16 protein-coding genes are annotated in these 23,077 nt (G+C 37.9%); 13 read left to right on the forward strand and 3 right to left on the reverse strand.

The window, feature by feature from the left end:
- Positions 1-174 precede the first annotated feature (174 nt).
- From purK to clpB, 4 genes are all read left to right on the forward strand, one after another.
- Positions 175-1,290 carry a 5-(carboxyamino)imidazole ribonucleotide synthase gene (gene purK, locus IGI80_RS13935; RefSeq protein ID WP_002382795.1) on the forward strand — a complete coding sequence of 372 codons (1,116 nt, stop codon included), beginning with the start codon at positions 175-177 and terminating at the stop codon, positions 1,288-1,290.
- 42 nt (positions 1,291-1,332) lie between these two features.
- Positions 1,333-2,628 (forward strand): adenylosuccinate lyase, encoded by a 1,296-nt coding sequence (gene purB / locus IGI80_RS13940; protein ID WP_002356808.1) that lies wholly within the window; start codon positions 1,333-1,335, stop codon positions 2,626-2,628.
- A gap of 183 nt (positions 2,629-2,811) precedes the next feature.
- Positions 2,812-3,183 (forward strand): DoxX family protein, encoded by a 372-nt coding sequence (locus IGI80_RS13945; protein WP_002359784.1) that lies wholly within the window; start codon positions 2,812-2,814, stop codon positions 3,181-3,183.
- A gap of 271 nt (positions 3,184-3,454) precedes the next feature.
- On the forward strand, positions 3,455-6,061 hold the full coding sequence (gene clpB / locus IGI80_RS13950) for an ATP-dependent chaperone ClpB (protein WP_002356811.1): 2,607 nt from the start codon (positions 3,455-3,457) through the stop codon (positions 6,059-6,061).
- A 34-nt stretch (positions 6,062-6,095) separates the two neighbouring features.
- On the opposite strand, the gene IGI80_RS13955 is transcribed toward clpB, so the two are convergent.
- Both IGI80_RS13955 and IGI80_RS13960 read right to left on the reverse strand, forming a co-directional pair.
- Positions 6,096-6,575, reverse strand: coding sequence for a nucleoside 2-deoxyribosyltransferase (locus IGI80_RS13955; RefSeq protein WP_002362157.1), 480 nt, complete (start codon positions 6,573-6,575; stop codon positions 6,096-6,098).
- A 23-nt stretch (positions 6,576-6,598) separates the two neighbouring features.
- Positions 6,599-7,819: a GNAT family N-acetyltransferase gene (locus IGI80_RS13960; RefSeq protein ID WP_002356813.1), complete on the reverse strand. Its 1,221-nt coding sequence runs from the start codon at positions 7,817-7,819 to the stop codon at positions 6,599-6,601.
- 246 nt (positions 7,820-8,065) lie between these two features.
- Here IGI80_RS13960 and lepA point away from each other — a divergent pair, with 246 nt between their 5' ends.
- Positions 8,066-9,901, forward strand: coding sequence for a translation elongation factor 4 (gene lepA, locus IGI80_RS13965; RefSeq protein WP_010708102.1), 1,836 nt, complete (start codon positions 8,066-8,068; stop codon positions 9,899-9,901).
- 196 nt (positions 9,902-10,097) lie between these two features.
- Positions 10,098-11,009: a helix-turn-helix domain-containing protein gene (locus tag IGI80_RS13970; RefSeq protein WP_438723864.1), complete on the forward strand. Its 912-nt coding sequence runs from the start codon at positions 10,098-10,100 to the stop codon at positions 11,007-11,009.
- A 1,274-nt stretch (positions 11,010-12,283) separates the two neighbouring features.
- Here IGI80_RS13970 and IGI80_RS13975 read toward each other — a convergent pair.
- The gene (locus IGI80_RS13975) at positions 12,284-12,523 is read right to left on the reverse strand and encodes a hypothetical protein (RefSeq protein WP_438723865.1); all 240 of its coding nucleotides are present in this window, start codon (positions 12,521-12,523) and stop codon (positions 12,284-12,286) included.
- Positions 12,524-13,808: 1,285 nt separating this feature from the next.
- Between IGI80_RS13975 and IGI80_RS13980 the strand changes: the two genes are divergently transcribed.
- The 7 genes from IGI80_RS13980 (at position 13,809) to IGI80_RS14010 (ending at position 23,074) form a co-directional block, all read left to right on the forward strand.
- Positions 13,809-18,386: a VaFE repeat-containing surface-anchored protein gene (locus tag IGI80_RS13980; protein ID WP_438723866.1), complete on the forward strand. Its 4,578-nt coding sequence runs from the start codon at positions 13,809-13,811 to the stop codon at positions 18,384-18,386.
- 89 nt (positions 18,387-18,475) lie between these two features.
- Positions 18,476-18,802, forward strand: coding sequence for a YdbC family protein (locus tag IGI80_RS13985; protein ID WP_438722337.1), 327 nt, complete (start codon positions 18,476-18,478; stop codon positions 18,800-18,802).
- A 36-nt stretch (positions 18,803-18,838) separates the two neighbouring features.
- Positions 18,839-19,150 carry a hypothetical protein gene (locus IGI80_RS13990; protein ID WP_438722336.1) on the forward strand — a complete coding sequence of 104 codons (312 nt, stop codon included), beginning with the start codon at positions 18,839-18,841 and terminating at the stop codon, positions 19,148-19,150.
- Between the two features lie 220 nt (positions 19,151-19,370).
- The gene (locus IGI80_RS13995; RefSeq protein WP_438722335.1) at positions 19,371-20,102 is read left to right on the forward strand and encodes a hypothetical protein; all 732 of its coding nucleotides are present in this window, start codon (positions 19,371-19,373) and stop codon (positions 20,100-20,102) included.
- Positions 20,099-21,880, forward strand: coding sequence for a VirD4-like conjugal transfer protein, CD1115 family (locus IGI80_RS14000; protein WP_438722334.1), 1,782 nt, complete (start codon positions 20,099-20,101; stop codon positions 21,878-21,880). Before IGI80_RS13995 ends, IGI80_RS14000 begins: the two co-directional genes overlap by 4 nt.
- 53 nt (positions 21,881-21,933) lie before the next feature.
- Positions 21,934-22,221: a hypothetical protein gene (locus IGI80_RS14005; protein ID WP_438722333.1), complete on the forward strand. Its 288-nt coding sequence runs from the start codon at positions 21,934-21,936 to the stop codon at positions 22,219-22,221.
- A gap of 25 nt (positions 22,222-22,246) precedes the next feature.
- Positions 22,247-23,074, forward strand: a complete 828-nt coding sequence (locus IGI80_RS14010) for a type IV secretion system protein (protein WP_438722332.1) — start codon at positions 22,247-22,249, stop codon at positions 23,072-23,074.
- The last annotated feature ends 3 nt before the right edge of the window (positions 23,075-23,077 follow it).

Consider the following 23,077-nt stretch of genomic DNA (forward strand, 5'->3'; position numbering starts at 1 on the left):
TTTTATCCTAAAGTATGTTAATAAATTCTGATGAGAAAACCTAAGGGAAACACTGCTGGCACTTGAAGTTGAGCCTTTTTCCTTGTATCATGTAAAAAGAGCACTCTTAAAGGCTAGACTGCGACGAGAAACCGCAGAAGGATTTTAAGGATAAAACTGTGATGGAAAGTTGTGATGAACTTGGATAAACCACTATTACCTGGTCAAGTGATTGGTATCATTGGTGGCGGACATTTAGCAAAAATGATGGCCCTTAGTGCAAGAGAAATGGGGTTTCGAGTGGGTGTGCTAGATCCACAAATTGATTGTCCTGCTGCACAAGTTGCCGATTGGCAATTATTAGGAGCATATAATGATCCTGAAGCGTTAGAGAAATTGGCAAAACGTGCCCAAGTGATTACGTATGAATTTGAACATGCAGATGTTGATGCGTTAACAGCGATTCAACATTTAGCGAATATACCACAAGGAACAGACATTTTAGCGATTACGCAAGATCGCTTAATGGAAAAAAGTTTCTTGGAAGATAATAATATTGTGATTGCACCTTATGCAACGATTGTTAGTCCGACTGATATTCAAGAAGCAATTGATGGCATTGGTTATCCGTGTATCTTGAAGAATACGCGAGGGGAAGGTCGTTATGTACTACATAGTACTTCAGACTTAGCGCCATCCATGAATCTTCTGAGAGAAGGAACCTGTGTCTTGGAAGCTTGGATTCCTTACGAAAAAGAATTATCTGTTCTGATTTCTGGTAATGGTCGTGGCGAATTTGCGACATTTCCAGTTGTGGAAACAATTAAAAAAGAGCGTAAGCTACATGAAACGATTGCGCCAGCCCGAATTGATGACGAAGTCAGTGGCGAGTTGCAACGAATTGCTAAGGTGATTGCTAAAGCAGTTGGTTTAGTCGGCACCCTTTCAATTGAAATGTTTTATACAGAAACAGGCGGGATTTATGTAAATAAAATTTTACCTCGTCCAGAAGATGCTGGGAATTTTTCAATAGATGCTTGTTCTTTTAGCCAATATGATACGCATATTCGTGGTTTATGTAATTGGCCAATGCCAACGATTCAACTGTTGTCAGAAGCGGTTACGGTCAATGTGCTTGGGAATGAAGCCTATGAAACGATGGACATTATTAATGAACATCCAGATTGGCATTTCCACTATTATGGCCATAGTGAAGCAAAAGCGCAACGAGCGATGGGGCATATTACTATATTAACCAAAGAAATCGATGAAACACTGGAAGAAATTAAAGAAACAAAGATTTGGTCGTAATTATTTTTCAAAAATTGAGGAGTAAAGAGGGGATAAGGCACAATGATTGATCGTTATACAAGACCCGAAATGGGCGCAATTTGGACAGATGAGAACCGCTACAAGGCATGGCTAGAAGTTGAAATTTTGGCGGATGAAGCTTGGGCAGAACTTGGCGAGATTCCTAAAGAAGATGTACAAAAAATCCGAGAAAATGCATCATTTGATGTTGCACGTATTTTAGAAATTGAAGCAGAAACACGTCATGATGTTGTCGCTTTTACTCGTGCCGTTTCAGAAACGCTTGGTGAAGAGCGAAAATGGGTACACTATGGGTTAACCAGCACAGATGTTGTGGATACTGCCTATGGTTATCTATTGAAACAGGCGAATGATATTTTACGGAAAGATTTACAAACATTTACGGAGATTGTCGGAGCCAAAGCCAAAGAGTATAAACATACGGTCATGATGGGAAGAACGCATGGCGTTCATGCAGAACCGACTACATTTGGTTTGAAATTAGCGTTGTGGTATTCTGAAATGAAACGCAACATTGAACGTTTTGAACATGCAGCCAAAGGTGTCGAAGCGGGTAAAATCAGTGGAGCCGTAGGTACCTTTGCCAATATTTCACCATTTGTTGAAGAATATGTTTGCGAACATTTGGGGATCCGTGCTCAAGAGATTTCGACACAAGTTTTACCACGTGATTTACATGCAGAATATGTTTCTGCCATGGCATTAATTGCGACAAGTATTGAAAAATTTGCAACAGAAATTCGTGGTCTACAAAAATCAGAAACACGTGAAGTAGAAGAATTTTTTGCAAAAGGACAAAAAGGATCTTCGGCAATGCCGCATAAACGGAATCCAATTGGTTCTGAAAATATGACTGGTTTGGCACGTGTGATTCGTGGTCATGTCATTACTGCCTTTGAAAATGTGAGTTTATGGCATGAACGAGATATTTCTCACTCGTCTGCTGAACGGATTATTATTCCCGATACGACGATTTTGCTAAATTACATGTTGAATCGTTTTGGTAATATTGTCAAAAACTTAACGGTCTTCCCAGAAAATATGAAGCGTAACATGGATGCGACCTATGGACTAATTTATAGCCAACGTGTCTTGTTAAAATTGATTGACCATGGCATGACACGTGAAGAAGCGTATGATCTGGTCCAACCAAAAACAGCTTACGCATGGGATCATCAAACGGCGTTCCGTCCGTTGCTAGATGCGGATGAAAAAATTACATCTGTCTTATCAAAAGAAGAGCTAGATGATGCCTTTGATTACCATTATCATTTAAAAAATGTTGACACGATTTTTGAACGTGTTGGTTTAGGATAACAAGAAAGCGAGAAGAAGGATGATTCTTCTCGCTTTTCTCTTATAATGTTATAAACTGAAGGATTAAAAAACAAACGTATTGTTAAATACGTTTGTTTTTTTCTATACTTTTTTCGATTTATCCTTTATAATGTAACTTAAATGGTTACATTAACTATTTAATGCAAACAAAGGAGGAGAAGTATGGATAAACAACAGCGAGGCATTCAAGTGATTAGAATTTGGCTAGGGGTGACGATGCTAATTCATGGAGTGATGAAAGTAACGTCATTGGAAGATACTTTAGCGTTTTTTGCTAGTATTGGTTTGCCAAGTCTTTTTGTTTATGGTGTAGCAGCAATTGAATTAATTGGTGGATTATTTATGATTATTGGCTTTTTAATTCCTTTGGTATCAGTAGGATTCATAGCAGTTTTAGTCGGAGCTATTTTTTCTTTTGGTTTGGCAAGTGGTTTTAGTGGTTATGAGTACGAATTATTTTTAGCGATAACCAGTTTGGCTATTTTGGTTAGCTATGCCGATAAAAAGTATCTTACGTTAAAACTTTATTTTTAATAAATCAAAGCAATAAAGAGTTGGTCAAACTAGTTGTGATTGCGAAAAAAGCCCTAAAACAGTGATATTTAGTTGTTTTAGGTTTTTTTTATCAAAAAAGGTCAAAAAAGGTCAATTTATTTATTGACCTTTACTGACCAATGGGGTATAATAAATTTATAAGGTTTACGAATACCTTAACTTTTGAAGAAATCCATCAAAAGTCGGATAATAATAATTGTAAAGAATGTTAAAATAAAAAAGACAAAATAATAAACGGGAGGGATCGTTTATGAATATTGAAAAAATGACAACCACGCTTCAAGAGGCGATTGCTGAAGCTCAAAAAGTTGCGGTGACACGGCAACATCAAGAAATTGATATCGCACATTTATGGAAAATTTTTCTTCAACCAAACCATTTTGGACGTAATTTTTACACAGATGCTGGTTTAGATGTTGACGCATTTGAACGAGAAGTAGATAACGCGTTAGATGAATATCCAAGTGTGGCGGGCGGTAATGTGCAATATGGTCAAAATTTAAGTCAAAATTTGTTCCATTTATTGCAAGAAGCTGATTCACTTCGAGAAGAATTCCAAGATGAATTTTTATCAACCGAAATTGTACTTTTAGCTTTAATGAAATTGAAAAATTATCGTTTAACAAAATATTTAATGCAACAAGGCATTACGGAAAAAGAGTTAAGAAAAAATATTGAAGAGATGAGAGGAGGAGATCGTGTGACTTCTCAAAACCAGGAAGAACAATATAAAGCACTAGAAAAATACGGTGTTGACTTAGTACAACAAGTAAAAGCAGGAAAACAAGATCCAATCATTGGTCGTGACGAAGAAATTCGTGACGTTATTCGGATTTTATCAAGAAAAACTAAAAATAATCCAGTCTTAATTGGTGAACCAGGTGTTGGTAAAACAGCGATTGTTGAAGGATTAGCACAACGAATCGTTCGTAAAGATGTTCCCGAAAACTTAAAAGATAAAACCATTTTTTCTTTAGATATGGGTGCCTTAATTGCGGGAGCAAAATTCCGTGGCGAATTTGAAGAACGGTTAAAAGCTGTTTTAAAAGAAGTGAAAAAAAGTGATGGCAAAATCATTTTATTCATTGATGAAATTCATAATATCGTCGGAGCTGGTAAAACTGAAGGCAGTATGGACGCCGGGAATTTATTAAAACCGATGCTAGCACGTGGTGAATTGCATTTAATCGGTGCCACAACGCTTGATGAATATCGCCAATATATGGAAAAAGATAAAGCCTTAGAACGTCGTTTCCAAAAAGTATTAGTCAAAGAACCAACAGTAGAAGATACAATTTCTATTTTGCGTGGCTTAAAAGAACGATTTGAAATTCACCACGGCGTGAATATTCATGACAATGCTTTAGTTGCTGCCGCTACTTTATCCGATCGCTATATTACTGATCGTTTCTTACCAGATAAAGCGATTGACTTAGTCGATGAAGCAAGCGCAACGATTCGAGTGGAAATGAATTCGATGCCAACAGAGCTCGATCAAGTAACACGTCGGTTAATGCAACTAGAAATTGAAGAAGCGGCCTTGAAAAAAGAATCAGATGATGCAAGTAAAAAACGGTTAGCCAACTTGCAAGAAGAATTAGCAGATTTGCGTGAAGAAGCCAACTCAATGAAAATGCAATGGGAAACGGAAAAAGAAGAAGTTAATGCGGTTTCCAACAAACGTGCAGAGATTGATAAAGCAAAACACGAATTAGAAGATGCTGAAAATAATTATGATTTAGAACGAGCTGCTGTTTTGCGTCATGGAACAATTCCACAATTAGAACATGAATTGAAAGAATTGGAAGAAAAGAACGCTAAAGATAACGTCAAAATGGTACAAGAATCGGTTACTGAAAACGAAATTGCGCAAGTGGTCGGTCGTTTAACCGGCATTCCTGTGACAAAATTAGTTGAAGGCGAACGAGAAAAATTAATGAAACTGAATGAAACATTACACAAACGTGTGATTGGTCAAGATGAAGCCGTCGATGCTGTTAGTGATGCGGTGATTCGTTCAAGAGCAGGCTTACAAGATCCAAATCGCCCACTCGGTTCGTTCCTTTTCCTAGGACCAACTGGTGTTGGTAAAACAGAACTTGCTAAAGCTTTAGCTGAAGATTTGTTTGATTCTGAAGATCATATGGTACGGATTGACATGAGTGAATACATGGAAAAACATGCCGTGTCTCGTTTGGTTGGTGCCCCTCCAGGCTATGTTGGTTATGAAGAAGGTGGCCAGTTAACGGAAGCTGTTCGTCGAAACCCTTATACAATTGTCTTATTAGACGAAATTGAAAAAGCGCACCCAGATGTCTTTAATATCTTATTACAAGTTTTAGATGATGGTCGTTTGACAGATTCTAAAGGTCGAGTCGTTGATTTTAAAAATACGGTTTTAATTATGACAAGTAACATCGGCTCTCAGCTTTTATTGGAAGGTGTGACACCTGAAGGAACAATTCCAGAAGAAGTTGAAAATCAAGTCATGAATATTCTAAAAGGACACTTTAAACCAGAGTTCTTAAACAGAATTGATGATACCATTTTATTCACACCATTGAGCTTGGATAATGTGAAAGGAATCATTGGTAAAATGACCGCACAACTTGCTCATCGTTTAGAGCAACAAGAAATTGTGTTGGAAATCACTGATGAAGCTAAAACATGGATTGCTGAAAATGGGTATGAGCCAGCTTATGGAGCTCGTCCGTTAAAACGTTTCATTACTCGTGAAGTCGAAACACCATTAGCAAAAGAAATTGTTTCTGGTCGAGTAATGCCAAAAACAAAAGTCACGATTAGTCTATTAGACAATCAATTAGTTTTTGAAAATGAACCAATAGAAGAAGTATAAAAAAAGAACGAGCGAATTCGCTCGTTCTTTTTTATTATGACAATCGTTGCTTAATTTCTTCCAACAAATCCTCTTCTGAAGAAACAACCCGACCATTCAATTTAATCAAACCAACTGTGTAAAGGTTTAAATAATGGAATTGATTTTCAGCGACTTCGTTCAAAGCATCAAGCTTTTGGTGATTATCAGCACCTTGTTGGCGGCTGTCTGTGTAAAGGGCAACCACCGGGATTCCTTTGGCATAAGCAACACCAATTTCTGAAGCTACGCCCGCATCAATGGTTGGTCCGTCTAATAAAGCAACCAATAAGTCGCTAGCAAGGACGTTTTCTGTATCTGCTAAGGCAATCATTTTGCTATCGGCATAAGCAGATTTGTCGTTAATCGCCGCATTTTCTTGTGGTAAATAAAGATCGATTGTTTTATCCAATTGTCGAATTTGTTCGACTAAATAGGCATTATAACGTAAGTCAGCTTGCGAAAATAAAGGTCCTGCAAAATAAATTTTTGTCATTTGTCTGTCTCCAATCCAAGGGTTTAGAAATAATCACTAAAATAAGCTTCTTGGTCAGGAAAAATCCGTTCCAAAGAATTTAAAGTTTCTTTATCTGTATCAATGCGCTCAATTCGATGTAAGTACGAAGGGCGTCGGTAATTCATGACTAAACAAGTTAGTGTTTGAATATCTAAGTGAACGGCGGTGCCTAGAGGTTCATCCGTAATGGTTACTTGATCATTTTCATCCCAAATTAAGCCAAAAATACCATTATTCCACTCAGCAACAGGATCTTTAACGACAAAATGGAATGGCTTAGCTGTACTTTCAAAAGGAAAGTTTTCTAAAAAGGCTTTGACATCAACAATTCGCGCCATATAATAGGGCTCAATGCTTTCTTTAATTTGGCTGTCTTCTAAAAGAAAGGCTAATGGTTCGTTTTTATAGATATCGCCCTTGACCCAATAAACCATCGAAAAATGCGCAGTAATAAAATTCCACAAGCCATTTCGGGCTTCTTGGTTCAAGTAAAACATTTCCTTAATATGAAATACCTCATCGGCCACCCAATAGAAAAGTACTCCTAAAGGTTCTTGATTGGCACCATAATAGACAGCAGCAGTCCGTTCTTCCTCGTTTTCGAAACGCCAATATTCTTCCCAGTTGAAGGCACTACGAATGAGCGCGCCGTGATTTTGACGAGCGAATCGCGCATAGACATCAAAGACATCTGGGTGATCGACAGCTAACCGTTCAATCATTCCTGGAACAGGAACGGTTTTTGGTAATTGCGTATCCCGAATTTTAAAAGATAACTTGTCGGACATAATTTCCCAACCTTTACGTCGGTAATAAGGGATGTTGTAAGGGAAAAGATAAGAAATCCACTGTTTATCTTGGCGCATTTCTTCTAATGCTGTTTGAATCAAGTCTTTCATTAAGCCGTGGTTGGCATATTCAGGATAGGTACCGACACCAGTAACGCCGCCCATTTTATACAAAGCGCCATGGATATTGACTTCGCATGGATAGATAGCAATTTGTGAAATTAATTGATTTTCGTGAAACCAGCCAAATACTTTTGAAAGTTCTAAAATCGGTTGTTTTGATTTGATAAATGCGCGTTTGTTTTCAAAACCACTTTCTTCAATATCTGCTTCAGTCACTTGAAAAACATAGGAAAGAAGTTCATTAAATTGATCAATGTGTTCTTCCTCAACAGGCTTTAAGGTCAGTTGCTTTCGAAATTCTTGTTCATCCATTTTTCCATCTCCAATAAATTTACTGTTTTTAGTATACCAAATTTTTCGAAACTCTGTTAGCCTTTCGAAACCAAAAGAATAAAAGGGAAGTGCTTTAAATCTTCTTCAAAAATTGGTATAATGAAAAGTGCTGATTATCCTAGACCTTTAAACATGATAATTTGATAAAAAAGGCAACTAAAATATAACAATTGATTGATGAAGCTAGCAGGGAGCTAGCTTTTCTTAAAAGAAATGAGGCAAAAAATGAACAATAAAGAAATGAAAGCAAGACAAGAGAAAATTCGTAATTTCTCGATCATTGCCCACATTGACCATGGGAAGTCAACTTTAGCCGACCGGATTTTGGAAAAAACAAATACAGTTAGCAGTCGAGAAATGCAAGATCAATTACTTGATTCAATGGATTTAGAGAGAGAACGCGGCATTACCATCAAATTAAACGCAATTGAATTAAACTATACAGCCAAAGATGGTGAAACCTATACTTTCCATTTGATTGACACACCAGGGCACGTCGATTTCACCTACGAAGTTTCTCGTAGCTTGGCAGCTTGTGAAGGGGCTGTTCTAGTTGTTGATGCGGCGCAAGGAATTGAAGCGCAAACGCTAGCAAATGTCTATTTGGCATTGGATAATGACTTAGAAATTTTACCTGTTATTAATAAAATTGATTTACCCGCCGCTGATCCAGAGCGTGTTCGGACAGAGATTGAAGACGTAATTGGAATTGATGCATCGGAAGCTGTTTTAGCAAGTGCAAAAGCAGGGATTGGGATTGAAGATATTTTAGAACAAGTGGTGGAGTATGTACCAGCTCCATCAGGCGATATTGAGGCTCCTTTAAAGGCTTTGATTTTTGACTCTATTTACGATAGTTATCGGGGGGTCGTTTTAAACATCCGTGTAATTGACGGTGTCGTTCGTCCTGGGGATAAAATCCAAATGATGAGTAACGGTAAAACGTTTGATGTAACAGAAGTCGGCGTTTTTTCACCGAAACCAATCGCTCGTGATTATTTAATGGTTGGTGATGTGGGCTATATCACCGCTAGCATTAAAACGGTTCAAGATACACGGGTCGGGGATACAGTGACTTTGGCCGACAATCCAGCAGCAGAAGCACTACCAGGCTATCGCAAAATGAATCCAATGGTTTATTGTGGCTTATATCCAATTGATACGTCGCGCTACAATGATTTACGGGAAGCATTAGAAAAATTACAATTAAATGATGCGGCGTTACAATTTGAACCAGAAACATCGCAAGCTTTAGGGTTTGGTTTCCGTTGTGGTTTCTTAGGTTTGCTGCACATGGATGTTGTTCAGGAACGTTTGGAACGAGAATTTAATTTAGAGTTAATTACAACAGCACCGTCCGTAATCTATCACGTTAATAAAACTGACGGAACAACCGTTGTTGTTGACAACCCAGCTGAATTTCCAGAACCAGTAACGATTGAATCTGTGGAAGAACCTTATGTTAAAGCGCAAATCATGGTGCCAAACGATTATGTAGGAGCAGTAATGGAATTATCACAACGTAAACGTGGCGAATTCATTACAATGGATTACTTAGACGATTATCGTGTAAACGTAGTTTATGAAATTCCGTTATCTGAAATCGTGTTTGACTTTTTCGATAAATTGAAATCAAGTACAAAAGGCTATGCATCCTTAGATTACGAAATGGCTGGCTATCGTACCAGCCGTCTAGTAAAAATGGATATTCTATTAAATGCTGAAAAAGTGGATGCTTTAAGCTTTATTGTTCACCGAGATTTCGCATTTGAGCGTGGTAAAGCGATTGTTGAGAAACTGAAAAAACTAATTCCACGTCAACAGTTTGAAGTCCCAGTTCAAGCGGCGATTGGTCAAAAAATTGTGGCTCGTTCAGATATTAAAGCCTTACGCAAAAACGTACTGGCTAAATGCTATGGTGGCGATGTTTCTCGTAAACGTAAATTGTTAGAGAAACAAAAAGAAGGGAAGAAACGGATGAAACAAATTGGATCCGTGGAAGTTCCTCAAGAAGCCTTTATGGCGGTTCTGAAAATGGATGACCAAGACAACGCGAAATAGCTTGTTTCTAACGAAAAACCTTATTAAACAAGCCTTTTCGAGTGGTGTGAAATCTGTGGTTTACCCGTTTAAAAAAATTTAAACTGTCATATGGTTGTCACGGATTGAAAAAAATTGTCAAAAATGGAATATTTTCCTTGAAGGTTTTTAACCGTCAGCGTATGATGAAAGCATCTCATGAGGAGGTGCTTTTTTCATGTCTGAAAATATAAGTGGTGATTTGCTTAAAACTTTAAGGAAAGATCGAAAGTTATCTCAAAAGAAGTTGGCTGATTTAGCAGGCATATCACAAAGCGCTTTAGTAAAGTATGAAAAAGGAACAAGAAAAATCTCAAAGGATATTGATACTGTGTTGAGTGAAATTTTCAATGTAGATACACTTCTGAGTGATCAAACTGAATTAGTAACAACTACAGTAAATCCATTGTTGTCTTTCAAAGAAAAGAACAGTTTAACAAGTAAACAGTTAGCACAAAAGATTGGAATTGATGAACCTTTGATGAGTCGTATATTGAGCGGTAGTCGAAAGCCATCAAAGGATGTACAGCAAAAAATTACTGTATTTCTCTCTAATGATGGTAAAGAAATTTTGATGGATATAAAACAAAGTGATGGTTCATTTAAATTACCCATTGTCGATAAATTAGCGATGGGAAAACGAATCCAAGAGATTCGGAAAAATCGAGGTGAGACATTGGAAAAATTTGGTAAGAACTTTACTCGACCAGCCGGTAAGAATGTTGTGAATAGATGGGAAAAAGGTAAGAATATTCCTGATATCGAAAGATTAATGAATGTTGCCTATCTTGGGAAAGTGACTGTTCCTTATATTTTGTATGGAGAGACTTTTAGCAAGATGTTGAAAAGTGGAAATACAATTAACCAATTTGAAAAGTTGGATCCTTTCCGAATGGGACTAAGATTCAGGAAGATTCGAAGGGATTATCGTTTAGAAAGAGAAGACTTTGGAAAGTTTTTTTCACCGCCTATTACAAAATGGTCGATGAATAGATATGAAAATGGTAAGGATATACCAAATACTAATCGTATTGTTCAATACTCATATATCGGAAATATTCGCTTAGAATTTTTAGTTTATGGTATTTAAGTTAGATGATTTCTAAATATATGTATAAAAAAAGAAGAAGGATAATATTAACTAATAGACTCAAAAAGACTTCAAGTGATGCATTTTAAATCACTATGAAGTCTTTTTCGTCCTCTATAAATTTTTTTATAAGTAAAAAGGTTATCCTATAACAGAATTTAATTATTTAGAATTTATCGGGTGTATTACGAATTATATTATCAATTTCCAAAAGTTTGTATCATTTCATATAAATACGTTATTATAAATAATTCAGCAAAATTTGCTTATTTGCTCTTAAAATATAGGCTGGGATTTGCAGGTTAACGAACAGAGAAATGTTCATTTAGCTTATGCAGTTTTAGAATTATGTAATATGTTGAATTATAGAAAACAGAAAGCAATTGCAATTAGAAAAAGCTAGGAGATTTCGGTCTACTTTTACAAAAAGATCAGTGATTTATTAAAAAGAGCTAGAAACATTTATAGGAATAATGGTATGAAAATAATATTCGGTGAAAATACTGATGATTCAATATGAAAATCAATACGTGAATTAAATAATTCAGTATTAGATACTAAAAATATAGATACACTAAATGATAATTTTTCCATTACTTTTGAAGAACGTAAAAAAGCAAACCCATAAAATAAACCGCTGTTTTAAGTCCGAGTATAGAGGATGTAGCTTAAATGATTGATATTACCTATCACGCGAGGAAAAATGTGGAAAGTAGAGACAACGCGGGTTTAAAAAAGAATATAATTAGCCATTTTCATTTGGTATTTTAGAGGATTCTCTCAAATTACTTTAGTAGATTGCATGAGCCGTTTCTTGTCTAAAGAATCGATTAATCTCACTAAAAAAATATCATAGAATAATGAAGGAAATAGCAAGCATTGGTAGCTAGGTTAAACATAACAGACGCCGAATCGATAAAGAGACAACTATTAAAAAAATGGTCTAATAAATTATTAAGCAAGCAAAAACTATAACGTAAAAAGCAGCGGACCGCACGCTGCAAGTGTTAGAACCCTTGTTTTCCGCCAAGAGATGCCATGTCGATCAAAATTTAGCGGTCTTTTAGGCACATGCAAAGCTTATTAGTAAAATATGAAGAAAAATTTGTAGAAAAAAGAAATTTTAGTGAACTACTCCTAATCTTGTTAATATTTAGTAGGTACGCACTGATAGAATTAGATGAAATAAAGCTTTTAAGAAAAAGCAACTGATAGTCTTTTCATCACTATAAAATGAAAAAGCCAACTCAATAGTGAATGTTTATCGATGAATATTACTCCCCATATTCGATACTAGATAATTTAATAGTCTTGTACTCAGTATCGATTTCAATATGAACTTGATAACAATCAAGTGAGTAAATTGAGACCGAGTTTTCTTTAAGTTCTCCATAGAAAAGTTCGTTTTTATCTGCGGATACAGATTTAATACACACTTCATTTTTACTAGTTAAAACGGAGAAGTTTAAGTTTTTTGATTCAATTGTCCAATTTTGAATAGTTGTTAGTTTCAAGATAGTAACCTCCTAATGAATTTTATAATCATGCAGTATTTAGAAAAATTATAACAATATTAGAAGAAAATTGATATGAATAATTCTGAAAGTTTATTAAACTTTGGAATGGTAAAAGTTATTAACCAAGGAAGCAGGTAAAAAAAGACGCTAAAGTATGAAAGTAGTAGTTATTGAGATAATTGAAATATGCTTTCAGTTTAATGTAGTTTTAAAAAGAAGGACCTATCTCGTTTGAATTATGCCAAATAAAAAAACTACCGCGATATGAAACTGCAATCAATGAACAAAAAATGGGTAAGCAATATTTTTACTAAGTTACTTAGACTTCTCACATAGTTTGTCTAGTGTTAAGTAAACGGATTCAGTGTATCGAGATAGCATCTACGATTTCAACTGAAAAAGATATTAATATAATTGTATGAAAGGCATGTGATCGTTTAGTAGTGAACAAAAGGCTGTTGAAACTTCTAATTAGTTAGATAAATAGTGAAGCTTAAGTAATGTACAATTCTGAGGATATAAAACTGAATAATAGTATAGTGGTACTAGTGGCTGTCTTAGCATCAATAGTAGTTGTTATTTTTTAAAGTAAAACTTGAAATACAGTTTTAGTCTTCAATTATTAATAGTCATTACTCTAGTGGTAACGGAAATATTCTTATTTTACTTAGATCATAAGAGAGTATTTTCCAATATATTATTAATAACAATAAGAACATAGTAAGTAAAAATGAAGAGAGGCTAGGAGATAGGATTATATTAAAGAAATATCGAACCAATGAGACTAGAATGTTTCGTTGGCGAACATACTACCAGATTCAAGTACTACAAGACTTTTCTAATGGGAAAGCAGGTAACTTCTTTTGGGGGACTTGGACTTATCTAAAGAAATAGTAACCTAGCACAAGTTGGTGATTGTTAGCTTTATGATTAAGCCCATGGTATATCATCAGATATGGATTCATAGCAAGGCGAAAATATGTACTTTGCGAAGGTCTTTGGTCATATATAAATCAAAAGAAACACCAGCACAATCAGCGCATACTTTAGACATTTCTAATGGTTGGATCAAGGCATAGTTTCCAGTAGGTAGTGAAGAATTAATGGGTTAGATATTTTACAATGGCTATATTCAACCATATTAAAACTTAATATTAACGAATGAGAGGAACAGCTTCCAATTGGAGGCTGTTTTTTTGCTAAAGGAGGCAGATTAAAATGTGAGAAAAGTCAGAGCACCACCTGATGAAAACATAAAACAAAGAATCAAAAGGAGGTTCACATGAATAAGAGACAAAAGCAATTTAATAAGAGAGTTTGGCTACGCTTACTAGCGGTTATTCAACTCTTGCTAGTGGGACTTATGCCCGTTATAGCACACGCTGACTTGTCTTTTCCTAAAGCAGTGACAATTGAGTGGGATATCAACCAACTCTATACGTTTCGAGGAGCGAATGCCGATGGCACACCCTTTTATGATGTGTCTACGGGCTTGTTTGCGGTGTATGACAATGTACGACAACCAGTTTTTTGTATCGAGCCGGGCGTTGTCATTTACAATCCAGTAACACTAGGCTATGAGGCCAATCCATTACCAGCCATGAATGCGAAAGCTAAATTTACTAGTGTATTATGGAAATACGCGGGTACAGACATGGATACGCAAGTAGTTGCGCAAGCCATTATGTGGGAAGAAGTGAACGGAAAAAGGATCACTTCTATTACTAAGCCGGATGGTAGTTTGATGGCGAATTACGGCTTAATCAAAGAAAAAATTAATACGATCGTGACAAATTATAAAAAGCAACCAAGTTTTAACAATCAAACGGTGAAAGCCAAACTAGGCGAATCAGTTACTTTGACAGATACCAATGATGCGGGACTGTTTCGTTTTGATACATTAGCTAATGTCAAAAATCCGGCTAATGTAGATTGGAAAATTAGTGGGAATACGTTAACCATTACACCGACGAAAGACTCTAATTTAAACGGCACCTTAGGTATTAGTAAATCAATGGATAAAGGGACACCCGTTGCTTATAAAAAAGCGGGCCAACAAACCGTTGTGGCTGGCGCAATTGATGACCCTAACGCTTTTCAAATTAAGCTGGTAGTTATAAAAAAGGGGGACTTAAAAATTGTTAAGCGTGATAAGGAAAGCGGGGCGTTGGTACCGAATACGACCTTTACTCTGTCTTTTAGTGACAAGTCTCCCAATAGAGACGTTATCACGGGGGCTGACGGTACGGTGACGGTGAAAGACGTAGCGCTTCATGATACTGAAGTAACCGTGGTTGAAAAGTCAGTGCCAGCTCCGTATACGATTGATAAAACCCCCTTAAAGGCCAAAATTATTGCGGGTGAAACTGTTGAAGTAACGTCAAACAATTTACGACAAAAAGGCCAAATCAAGCTAGAAAAACAAGGGACAGAATCAGGGACTACTTTATGGAACAGTAACTATACACTCGCTGGAAATGAATTCCAAATCCGGAAGGATAGTGTGACTGGACCAATTGTAAAGACCTTAAAAACCGATGCCCATGGTAAAGCTGAAACGCCGGCGGATAGTCCCAATGCGTTAGAACTAGGAACTTACTTTGTAGTTGAAAGTAAGGCTAGTCCCGGATTTGTCAAAAGCTTTGAACCAGTCAAAGTGGATTTAACCTATGCCGGACAAACAGTTCCCTTAGTAGTGAAACCGGCAGTTGGTAAAAATCAAGAAACGACTGGACGAACTACTCTTATCAAACAAGATGCAGAAACGGGTAATGAACCCCAAGGCCGAGCAACGTTTACTGGAGCGGAATATACGTTGTATCATGATGACGGGACACCGGTTAAATGGAGCGAAGCGTATCACCCTAAACTAGTGACTGGAACCAAAGTGAATGATGAGCATGTGACGGTACGTTTAGATGAAAAAACAGCGGCTATTGTAGTGGATCATTTAGCCCTCAACCATTATCGCTGGCAAGAAACCAAAGCTCCAGTTGGTTATCAGATCGATAAAACGCCTTATGAGGTGGCTTTAACGTATCAGAATCAAGATACCCCAGTTGTTGTAGCTGAAGCTACGTCCAAAGAAAACGTCATTAAATTCAATTTTAGTGGGTTTAAGTATGTTACGTCTAAAAATGGTTCGGCACAAAGCGGTTATAATGGCCTTGGTTTCACCTTAACCCCGCTTGAACCAACCAAAGGAAAACGACAAAAAGTGACTACAGTCACCGATGCCCAAGGGTATGACGGGGCTTTTTCGTTTAACAATATCGTGTATGGGGACTATGAATTAAATGAAGTTCAAGCCCCAGCGGGCTTCAAAACAATTGCGCCATTAGTCGTACATTCGTCGTATGATGAAGGCCTACAAGCTTATCAATTTACCATCACAGAAAAAGGTCAGAATGAACCCATTAAAACCCTGACAGTATCAGAGGATACCATCAATAAGGGGTCTAATATCATTAACCTAAACAAGCTCTTTTTATTTGATGACAGTATTCAGATTCCTGAATTGGAATCGACGTTAACCGATGAAAACGAAGGGAAAATTCTGTATGCCGACGGGGTAGTGAAATTGACAGATCAGCTTTCCTATCGGCACTTAGATAGTTTTATTGGTAAAACCGTTCAAGCGGAAGCCACCTTAACCTTAAATGGGGAACCGGTTCAAATAGATGAAAAAGCTATTACAGCCACCACGACATTTACTCCGAAAAGAGGAAAAGGCACTGTCAATGTGACTTATGAATTTGATGCGTCTAAATTAGATGCCGCTACAGTCAAACAACTGACTTCTTTTGCGCGTCTTTCTGATGATAAGGGACGAGTAATTGTTACCCATGAGGAACCAGACAGTATTGAACAAACCATGAAAGTAAAATATCCGGCTCTTTGGAGTACGGCTACTTATGATAATGGGGAGAAACAAGCCTATGCGGGTGAAAAAGTGACGACCGTGGAAGAAGTGTTTTATCAAAATTTACATGCGGGCCCTTATTACCTGGTCACAAAAGTAATGGATAAAACAGCGAATCAAGTTCTTTTAGAAACAGAATCTAAACAACGAGTGGCTAGTGCGGGTACAGCTGATTCTTGGCGAATCAAACAAGCGTTAAACACAAAAGAAGTGGCTGGTCATGAGTTAGTTTATTTAGAATATGTCTATCAAGACCCTGAACATACACAATTAGTGATTAAACATGATGATATCAATGATGCCAGTCAAACAATTATGGTTGTGGCGAAGGATACACCACTCATTGCGACCCAAACCCATACGGGTAACGGGAAAAGTCAAGTCTTAGAAGCGCAACCAGGAACGCTCGTTTATGATCAACTTTCTCTTACTGGGTTAACTATTGGCGATCATTACCACTATGATTTACAGTTACACCGGATAGAGGGAGAAAAGGATCAAGTCTTGTATAACGATTCCTTTGAATTTCAAGCGGAAAAAACAACGTTGAAAAAAGAAGTGAAGACGACCATTGATACGTCAGAAGATGCCGACGGCGTCTATTATGTATGGACGGAACAATTGAAAGACGATGAAGGCAACTTATTAGCGGATCATTCCAACTTAAAAGACCAAACGGAAATAGTAACGGTAAGTATTCCCACGATTACTACTAAAGCTCGTGACGGGGACGGGAAAACGCAAATCCTAGAAGCCCAAAAAGAGGCCCAAGCAGTAGATAAAATTTTGTTCGAGCGTTTAGTAGTAGCTGAAACTTATCACTATGACTATCAATTACACCGGATGGATGGTGAAAAGGATACGATTGTTCATAAGGCTAGTTTTGATTTTAAAGCCGAACAAACGACGTTAGAAAAAGAAGTCACGGCGCCAATTGATACGTCAAAAGATACTGACGGGGTATACTATGTGTGGACTGGTCGCTTGAAGAATGATAAAAACCATGTCCTAGCGGATCATTCCGACTTAACCAACAAAGAAGAAACGTTAACGGTAAGTATCCCAGTAATTGATACCCAAGCTCGTGACGGGGACGGGAAAACACAAATTATAGAAGCCCAAAAAGAAACGAAAGTAATAGACAAGATCCATTTCGAGCGTTTAGTAGTAGCTGGTGAGTACGATTATGAGTATCAGTTGCACCGAATAGAAGGGAAAAAAGATACCACTGTTCATAAAGCTAACTTTGCGTTTACCGCCAAACAAACGTCGTTAGAAAAAGAGGTTACGGCTACGATTGATACGTCAAAAGACATTGATGGGGTGTATTATGTGTGGACCGGGCAACTAAAGAATGAGAAAAAACATGTTGTTGCCAACCATTCGGATGTAACCAATAAAAAAGAAACCCTAACTGTCAGCGTTCCAACCATTACTACCCAAGCGCACAACGGTGATGGAAAGACGCAACGTATTGAGGCCAAAAAAGAGACCAAAGTTGCGGATAAGATCTTATTGGAACGATTGGTAGTGGGTAGCTCGTATCGCTATGAGTATCAATTGCACCGAATAGAAGGAAAAGAAGACACCGTCGTTCATAAAAATAATTTTGACTTTAAAGCAGGAAAAAACGTGTTAGAAAAAGAAGTTACGGCTATAATAGATACTACCAAAGACACCAATGGTGTGTATTACGTATGGACCGGACAGTTGAAGAATGAGAAAGGCCATGTGATTGCCGATCATTCAGACTTAACCAATAAGAAAGAAACTTTAACCATTGCTGTTCCAATCCCATCCATTCTACCTCAAACGGGAGAATATTTAAGTCGTCCGTGGGTAAGAATGGCAGGGGGTGTTCTTTTAGTTGGCGTGCTCTATTGCTGGAAGCGTGACTGGTTGCTTCGACACTACCGTAGATGGAGATTAAGAAAATAAGTGCTTAATCAGCTTTAAAAGAGGATAGAAAGTGCCAATTGATCACTGCTATCGGTTAATTGGTACTTATTTCAAAGGAGGAATTGGTGATGGTACTGGACTTAACAAAAAATCAACCGACGGAACAGAAAAAACTAGCGTTTGAAAAGACGGAACAATTGGCCGTGTTAGATCGTAATGGGAAAGGTTGGACCGTTGAATTAAATAAAGTGTCCTATGATGGTCGTGAACCGGTCTATGACTTACGCTCTTGGTCACCAGAAGGACGAATGGGAAAAGGTCTGACGTTAAGTAATCGGACCCTAGAGAACTTGTTAATTGCGTTAAAAGCGCATTTAGAAGGGGTTGTCCCACCAAACGAAACAGATGAGACCGAAGAAGACCAGGTCCCAGTTCGATTACCATCAGATTTTTAGGCATGTCGTTTAAGTAGCAGGAAGGGAAGAAAAAACATGACGCAAGCTAAAACGAGTCAGGAATTGTTTCGCCAAATTTATGAGGATTTTTCACTAGTCATTAGAGAGTATTGTTTTTTCGATGATATTAGTCCGAATGAGATTCAGTTTTTCGGCGAATTTGCGGCTGCAGTTCACCGCTTGCCAAGTGAAAATCTCCAGTCTGAAGACGGACAATTAGCCATTCAGTCTTATCTTAATTTTTTAGAAGAGACCATCAGACAAGAACGAATGATTCAACCAGTATTTATAGCTAAGTTTAATGATCAAATCAATGCATTGAGAGAATTTTTAGCACAACAAAAATAATTTTAATAAGAAAGCGAATGAGTTATAGGTGGGACACTAAAATTACTTAGGTGTCCCACCTATTTTATTAGGCTTATGGAAGGAGGATCGAATGCGATGAAGAACAATTTGAAAGTATAGCAGCGGAAATCAGGAATACTTATCAACATAGAAATTACAGACTTCAAGGAAAATTTATTAATCAAGCAATAACTTTTCCTAATTACAAGGAGGCGAGCGAATGAGCCAATCCCAACAAGAAGCCTATCAGATAATCTTCAAAAATACGCCCCAAAAACTCTATCAAGTCGTACGAATGCTTTCTATGATGAAACAATTTGCGAAAGCTAAAGAACACAAAAAAAATCAACAAACGTTGCGTGAGAATGATTGGCAGAAGTTTTCTAACTTACGGGCGGAACTAGGCTTACCAGATGCACCTGAATTAGCCACAAAATTTATGGCACTACCACGTGAACAACGAATAGATCTTATTCGTGACTGTGAGAAGAAAGTACTGATTCAAGCAGGTGAAAAAGAGTATGAGTTCTTAATGGGAACCAATAAAATGCTAGCTGAACCCCAACTATTAAATCGAGACCTCAATCTCGAACAATTAAAAAATATGATGACTGAATATGGCTTACAGTTTCATATCAAGGAGCTTCCGGATCAAATGCGGGAGCTCCATTTTTTTGCGAAAGATGCCAACATTGCCGCTCGAGCGATTAATCGGACGCTGGAGACGATTTTAGAGGATCCTGAGACGGTTACGAAACCAACTTTTGAAGCATTAATCAAGCAGGCCCAAAATAAAACCAAAGAAAAAATACAAGAAAAACAGGAAGAACTTCAAACGAAGCAAGGAGCCCCAAGTATCAAGGAAGGAACGAAAGAAGTCGCTGAAACGGCCCAAGATTCGTTAAAAGAGATTTCTTTATTTGATGACCTAAAGGATGGGATGGAATTATGACGAAGAAACAATCTTTTCTTCCGTATGCAGTTTTGGGCGGTGTGGGGGGCTTAATTGCTAATCGTGCCGCTGAACTAGCGCTTGAGGCCCCGGAAGGGGAACGGTTGATAGCGGCATTACAAGTAGCCCAAGAAACGATGTTGCACCCGTTTCATATCGCGACCGCTTCCACTGCTTTATTAGCTGGTGGAATGGTTATGGGAGCGGCAGGACTGGCATATCTGGTGCGGGATACCCGAGAATATATGCCTGGCAAAGAACATGGCAGTGGTCGTTGGGGAACTACTAAAGAAATGAAAGGCTTTTGTAACCGAAAAAACTTTGCAGACAATATTATTCTTGGAGCCGGGTGCTATAAAAACTTTCACGTAGGGAAGAATCCTAGTTTTAATCGTAATAACAATGTCGTTGTTATTGGTGGTCCAGGCTCTTGGAAAACCACGTCGTATATTATGACCAATATTGCCCAAAAAAACTCAAGTTTTGTCTTAACCGATCCCAAAGGACAAACCGTCCACCGGGTGGGAAAAATGTTGGAAAGCGATGGTTATACCATTAAAGTGCTTGATTTTGACACGCTAACTAATACCGATCACTTTAATCCCTTTGCGTATGTCAAAGAAGAGATCACATTGAAAAAGGTCATCAATGCCCTGATTGAAGCCACCAATGCGGAACACGAGAAAAAAGGCGAGCCCTTTTGGGATCGTTCCGAAGAAATGTTAATTACGGCGTTATTTGCTTATCTCTATTATCGCTATCGTGGTGGAAAAAAAGGTTCCGAAGAAGTCAAAGGAGACGGGGGTATGCCGAACTTGGCTCAAATTGGCATGTTGATTCGCTTGTTAAAACGAGAAAATCCGAATGCTGCGAGTCCGTTGGAATTCATGTTTGAAAAGTTTGCCAAAGAATTTGGTGAAGGAAATTTTGCGTATCTGCAATGGCAAAACTTCCTCCGTAACTTTGAAGGCAAAACGCGGGATAGTGTCTTGGCGATTACCATTACTCGTTTTTCATTATTTGATTTGGCTCAGGTAAAAGAGTTCATTAAAGATGATAACTTGGAAATTGAAAAATGGGTGGATGAAAAAACCGCAGTCTTCTTAAAAATTCCTGATCTAGATGATACCTTTAATTTTTTACCGCTACTCATTTTCCTATTAGCCTTTCGAACGTTGGAATACAAAATTGATAATGAACTAGGCGGAGAAGCCACTGTCCCAATTCAATTCTTAATGGATGAATTTTGTAATATCGGTAAAGTTCCCAATATTAAACAAGCCCTCTCGGTCTTTCGAAGTCGATTAATGAGTATTACGATCATGCTTCAAAATATTAACCAAATCAAGGAAATGTATAAAGATAGCTGGGAATCTTTTTTTGGTAATTGTGATGCATGGGTTTATCTATCGGGTTCCACGGAATCGACTACGCAGAAATATTTTTCTGAAGCGGCAGGAAAAAAGACCATTTATGTTAAGAAGCGCGAGCGTGGCATGGTTCGCAGTGAACCCATGGGACGGGAAGTGATAACCGTTAGTGAAGTGGGAGAATTAGATCGACTGTATGCCTTAGTGAAGATTTCTTCGGTTCCGATGTTTAAAGTCCCAAAATACAATTATATGCACCATCCAAATGCTAAGGAGTTCGGTCATAAAGAAGGTGACCCTAACTGGTATGAGATTAAACGCTATAAAAATAGCTTAGAAAAGTTTGAAGACAATGTACAAACGTCCAAAGAAGCGCCTATAGTCATCAATATTGATTGGGCGGCTTAGCGATAAGAACAGGAAAAAAAGACAAAAATAAACCAATGAATGGAGAATAACAAATGAAGACAAACTTACTATATATTGCCCAACATGCGCTAGTATTAGCGACGAAAACGAATGCCAATGATGCTGGAAATAAGATTGTTAGTGGGATCCAATGGATGATTACTGGCGGCGGCGTATTAATGGCAGTGTGGGGCATTGTCCAACTGGTTCAATCTGGTCGACAAGGAGATTCCACTGGGAAAATGGAGGGCTCTTGGTTAATTGTCGGGGGGTTACTACTCCTGACCTTAGGTGCTGGGACGTTGATTGCGGGCGTCTTTGCGAACCCTCCGGGATTATAAGCATGAAAGAAAGAGGCGAGTAACGATGGATTTAGTCAATACCCTGACGCAGAGTATGGGGGAATATTCCCAAAGTGCATTGAACTGGGTCAATACCATTGTAACGAGTTCCACTAGTGCGGTGGGCTATTACCTGGTGGGGTTGTTATTAATTATTGAAGTTGCCCGCATGTTTGAAAAAGTCAATGCTTCCAATGGCGGCCTGGTCACCTTGAAAATGTTTCAAGGTTTGGCTTTTCGGGCGGCCTTAGGCGGCCTAATGGTGGGCTTATCTAGTTACATTTTACATTTTATTCTAGTCATTGGTTTGGGATTGGCCCATTTGGTGGCCAACCATGCCAATGATTCTTTTAATGTCTTTGTGTTACCCAAAGTGGAAATGTCAACGGATATGATGAGTTTGATTGGCGATTTAATGGGGGCCTTTTTGAACCCAACTGAGGCCTTAAGAAAGGGGATTTTGGTACTTTTACTGATGATTATTGGGGCCTTAATCACCTTGTTAGCCTTTCTTATGACGTGGGTAATCGTGATACTGCGCTTTTTCCAATTGTATGTGATGTTGGCTTTAATGCCGATCCCGATGGCGTCTTTTGTGTCAGAAGAACACAGCCATATTGGAAAAACCTATTTAAAGAAGGTGGCTGCGTATGCCTTTCAGCCGGCTGTAATCATGGTGGTTTTTGGGGTGTATCGTTTCTTATCTCAAATCACCATAAATTTAGCCGGGTTAGGCAATCCGCTAGATACGAATACGGATGTTCAGTTTTATCAAAACTTAATTTTAGCGATCGTCTTTATCATTGTTCTGTGGCAGACCCATAAAAAATCTTCGGAAATGTTTGGAGTGTAAAAG

The sequence above is a fragment of the Enterococcus sp. DIV1420a genome (genome assembly GCF_051712165.1).
Lineage (GTDB): Bacteria > Bacillota > Bacilli > Lactobacillales > Enterococcaceae > Enterococcus > Enterococcus faecalis.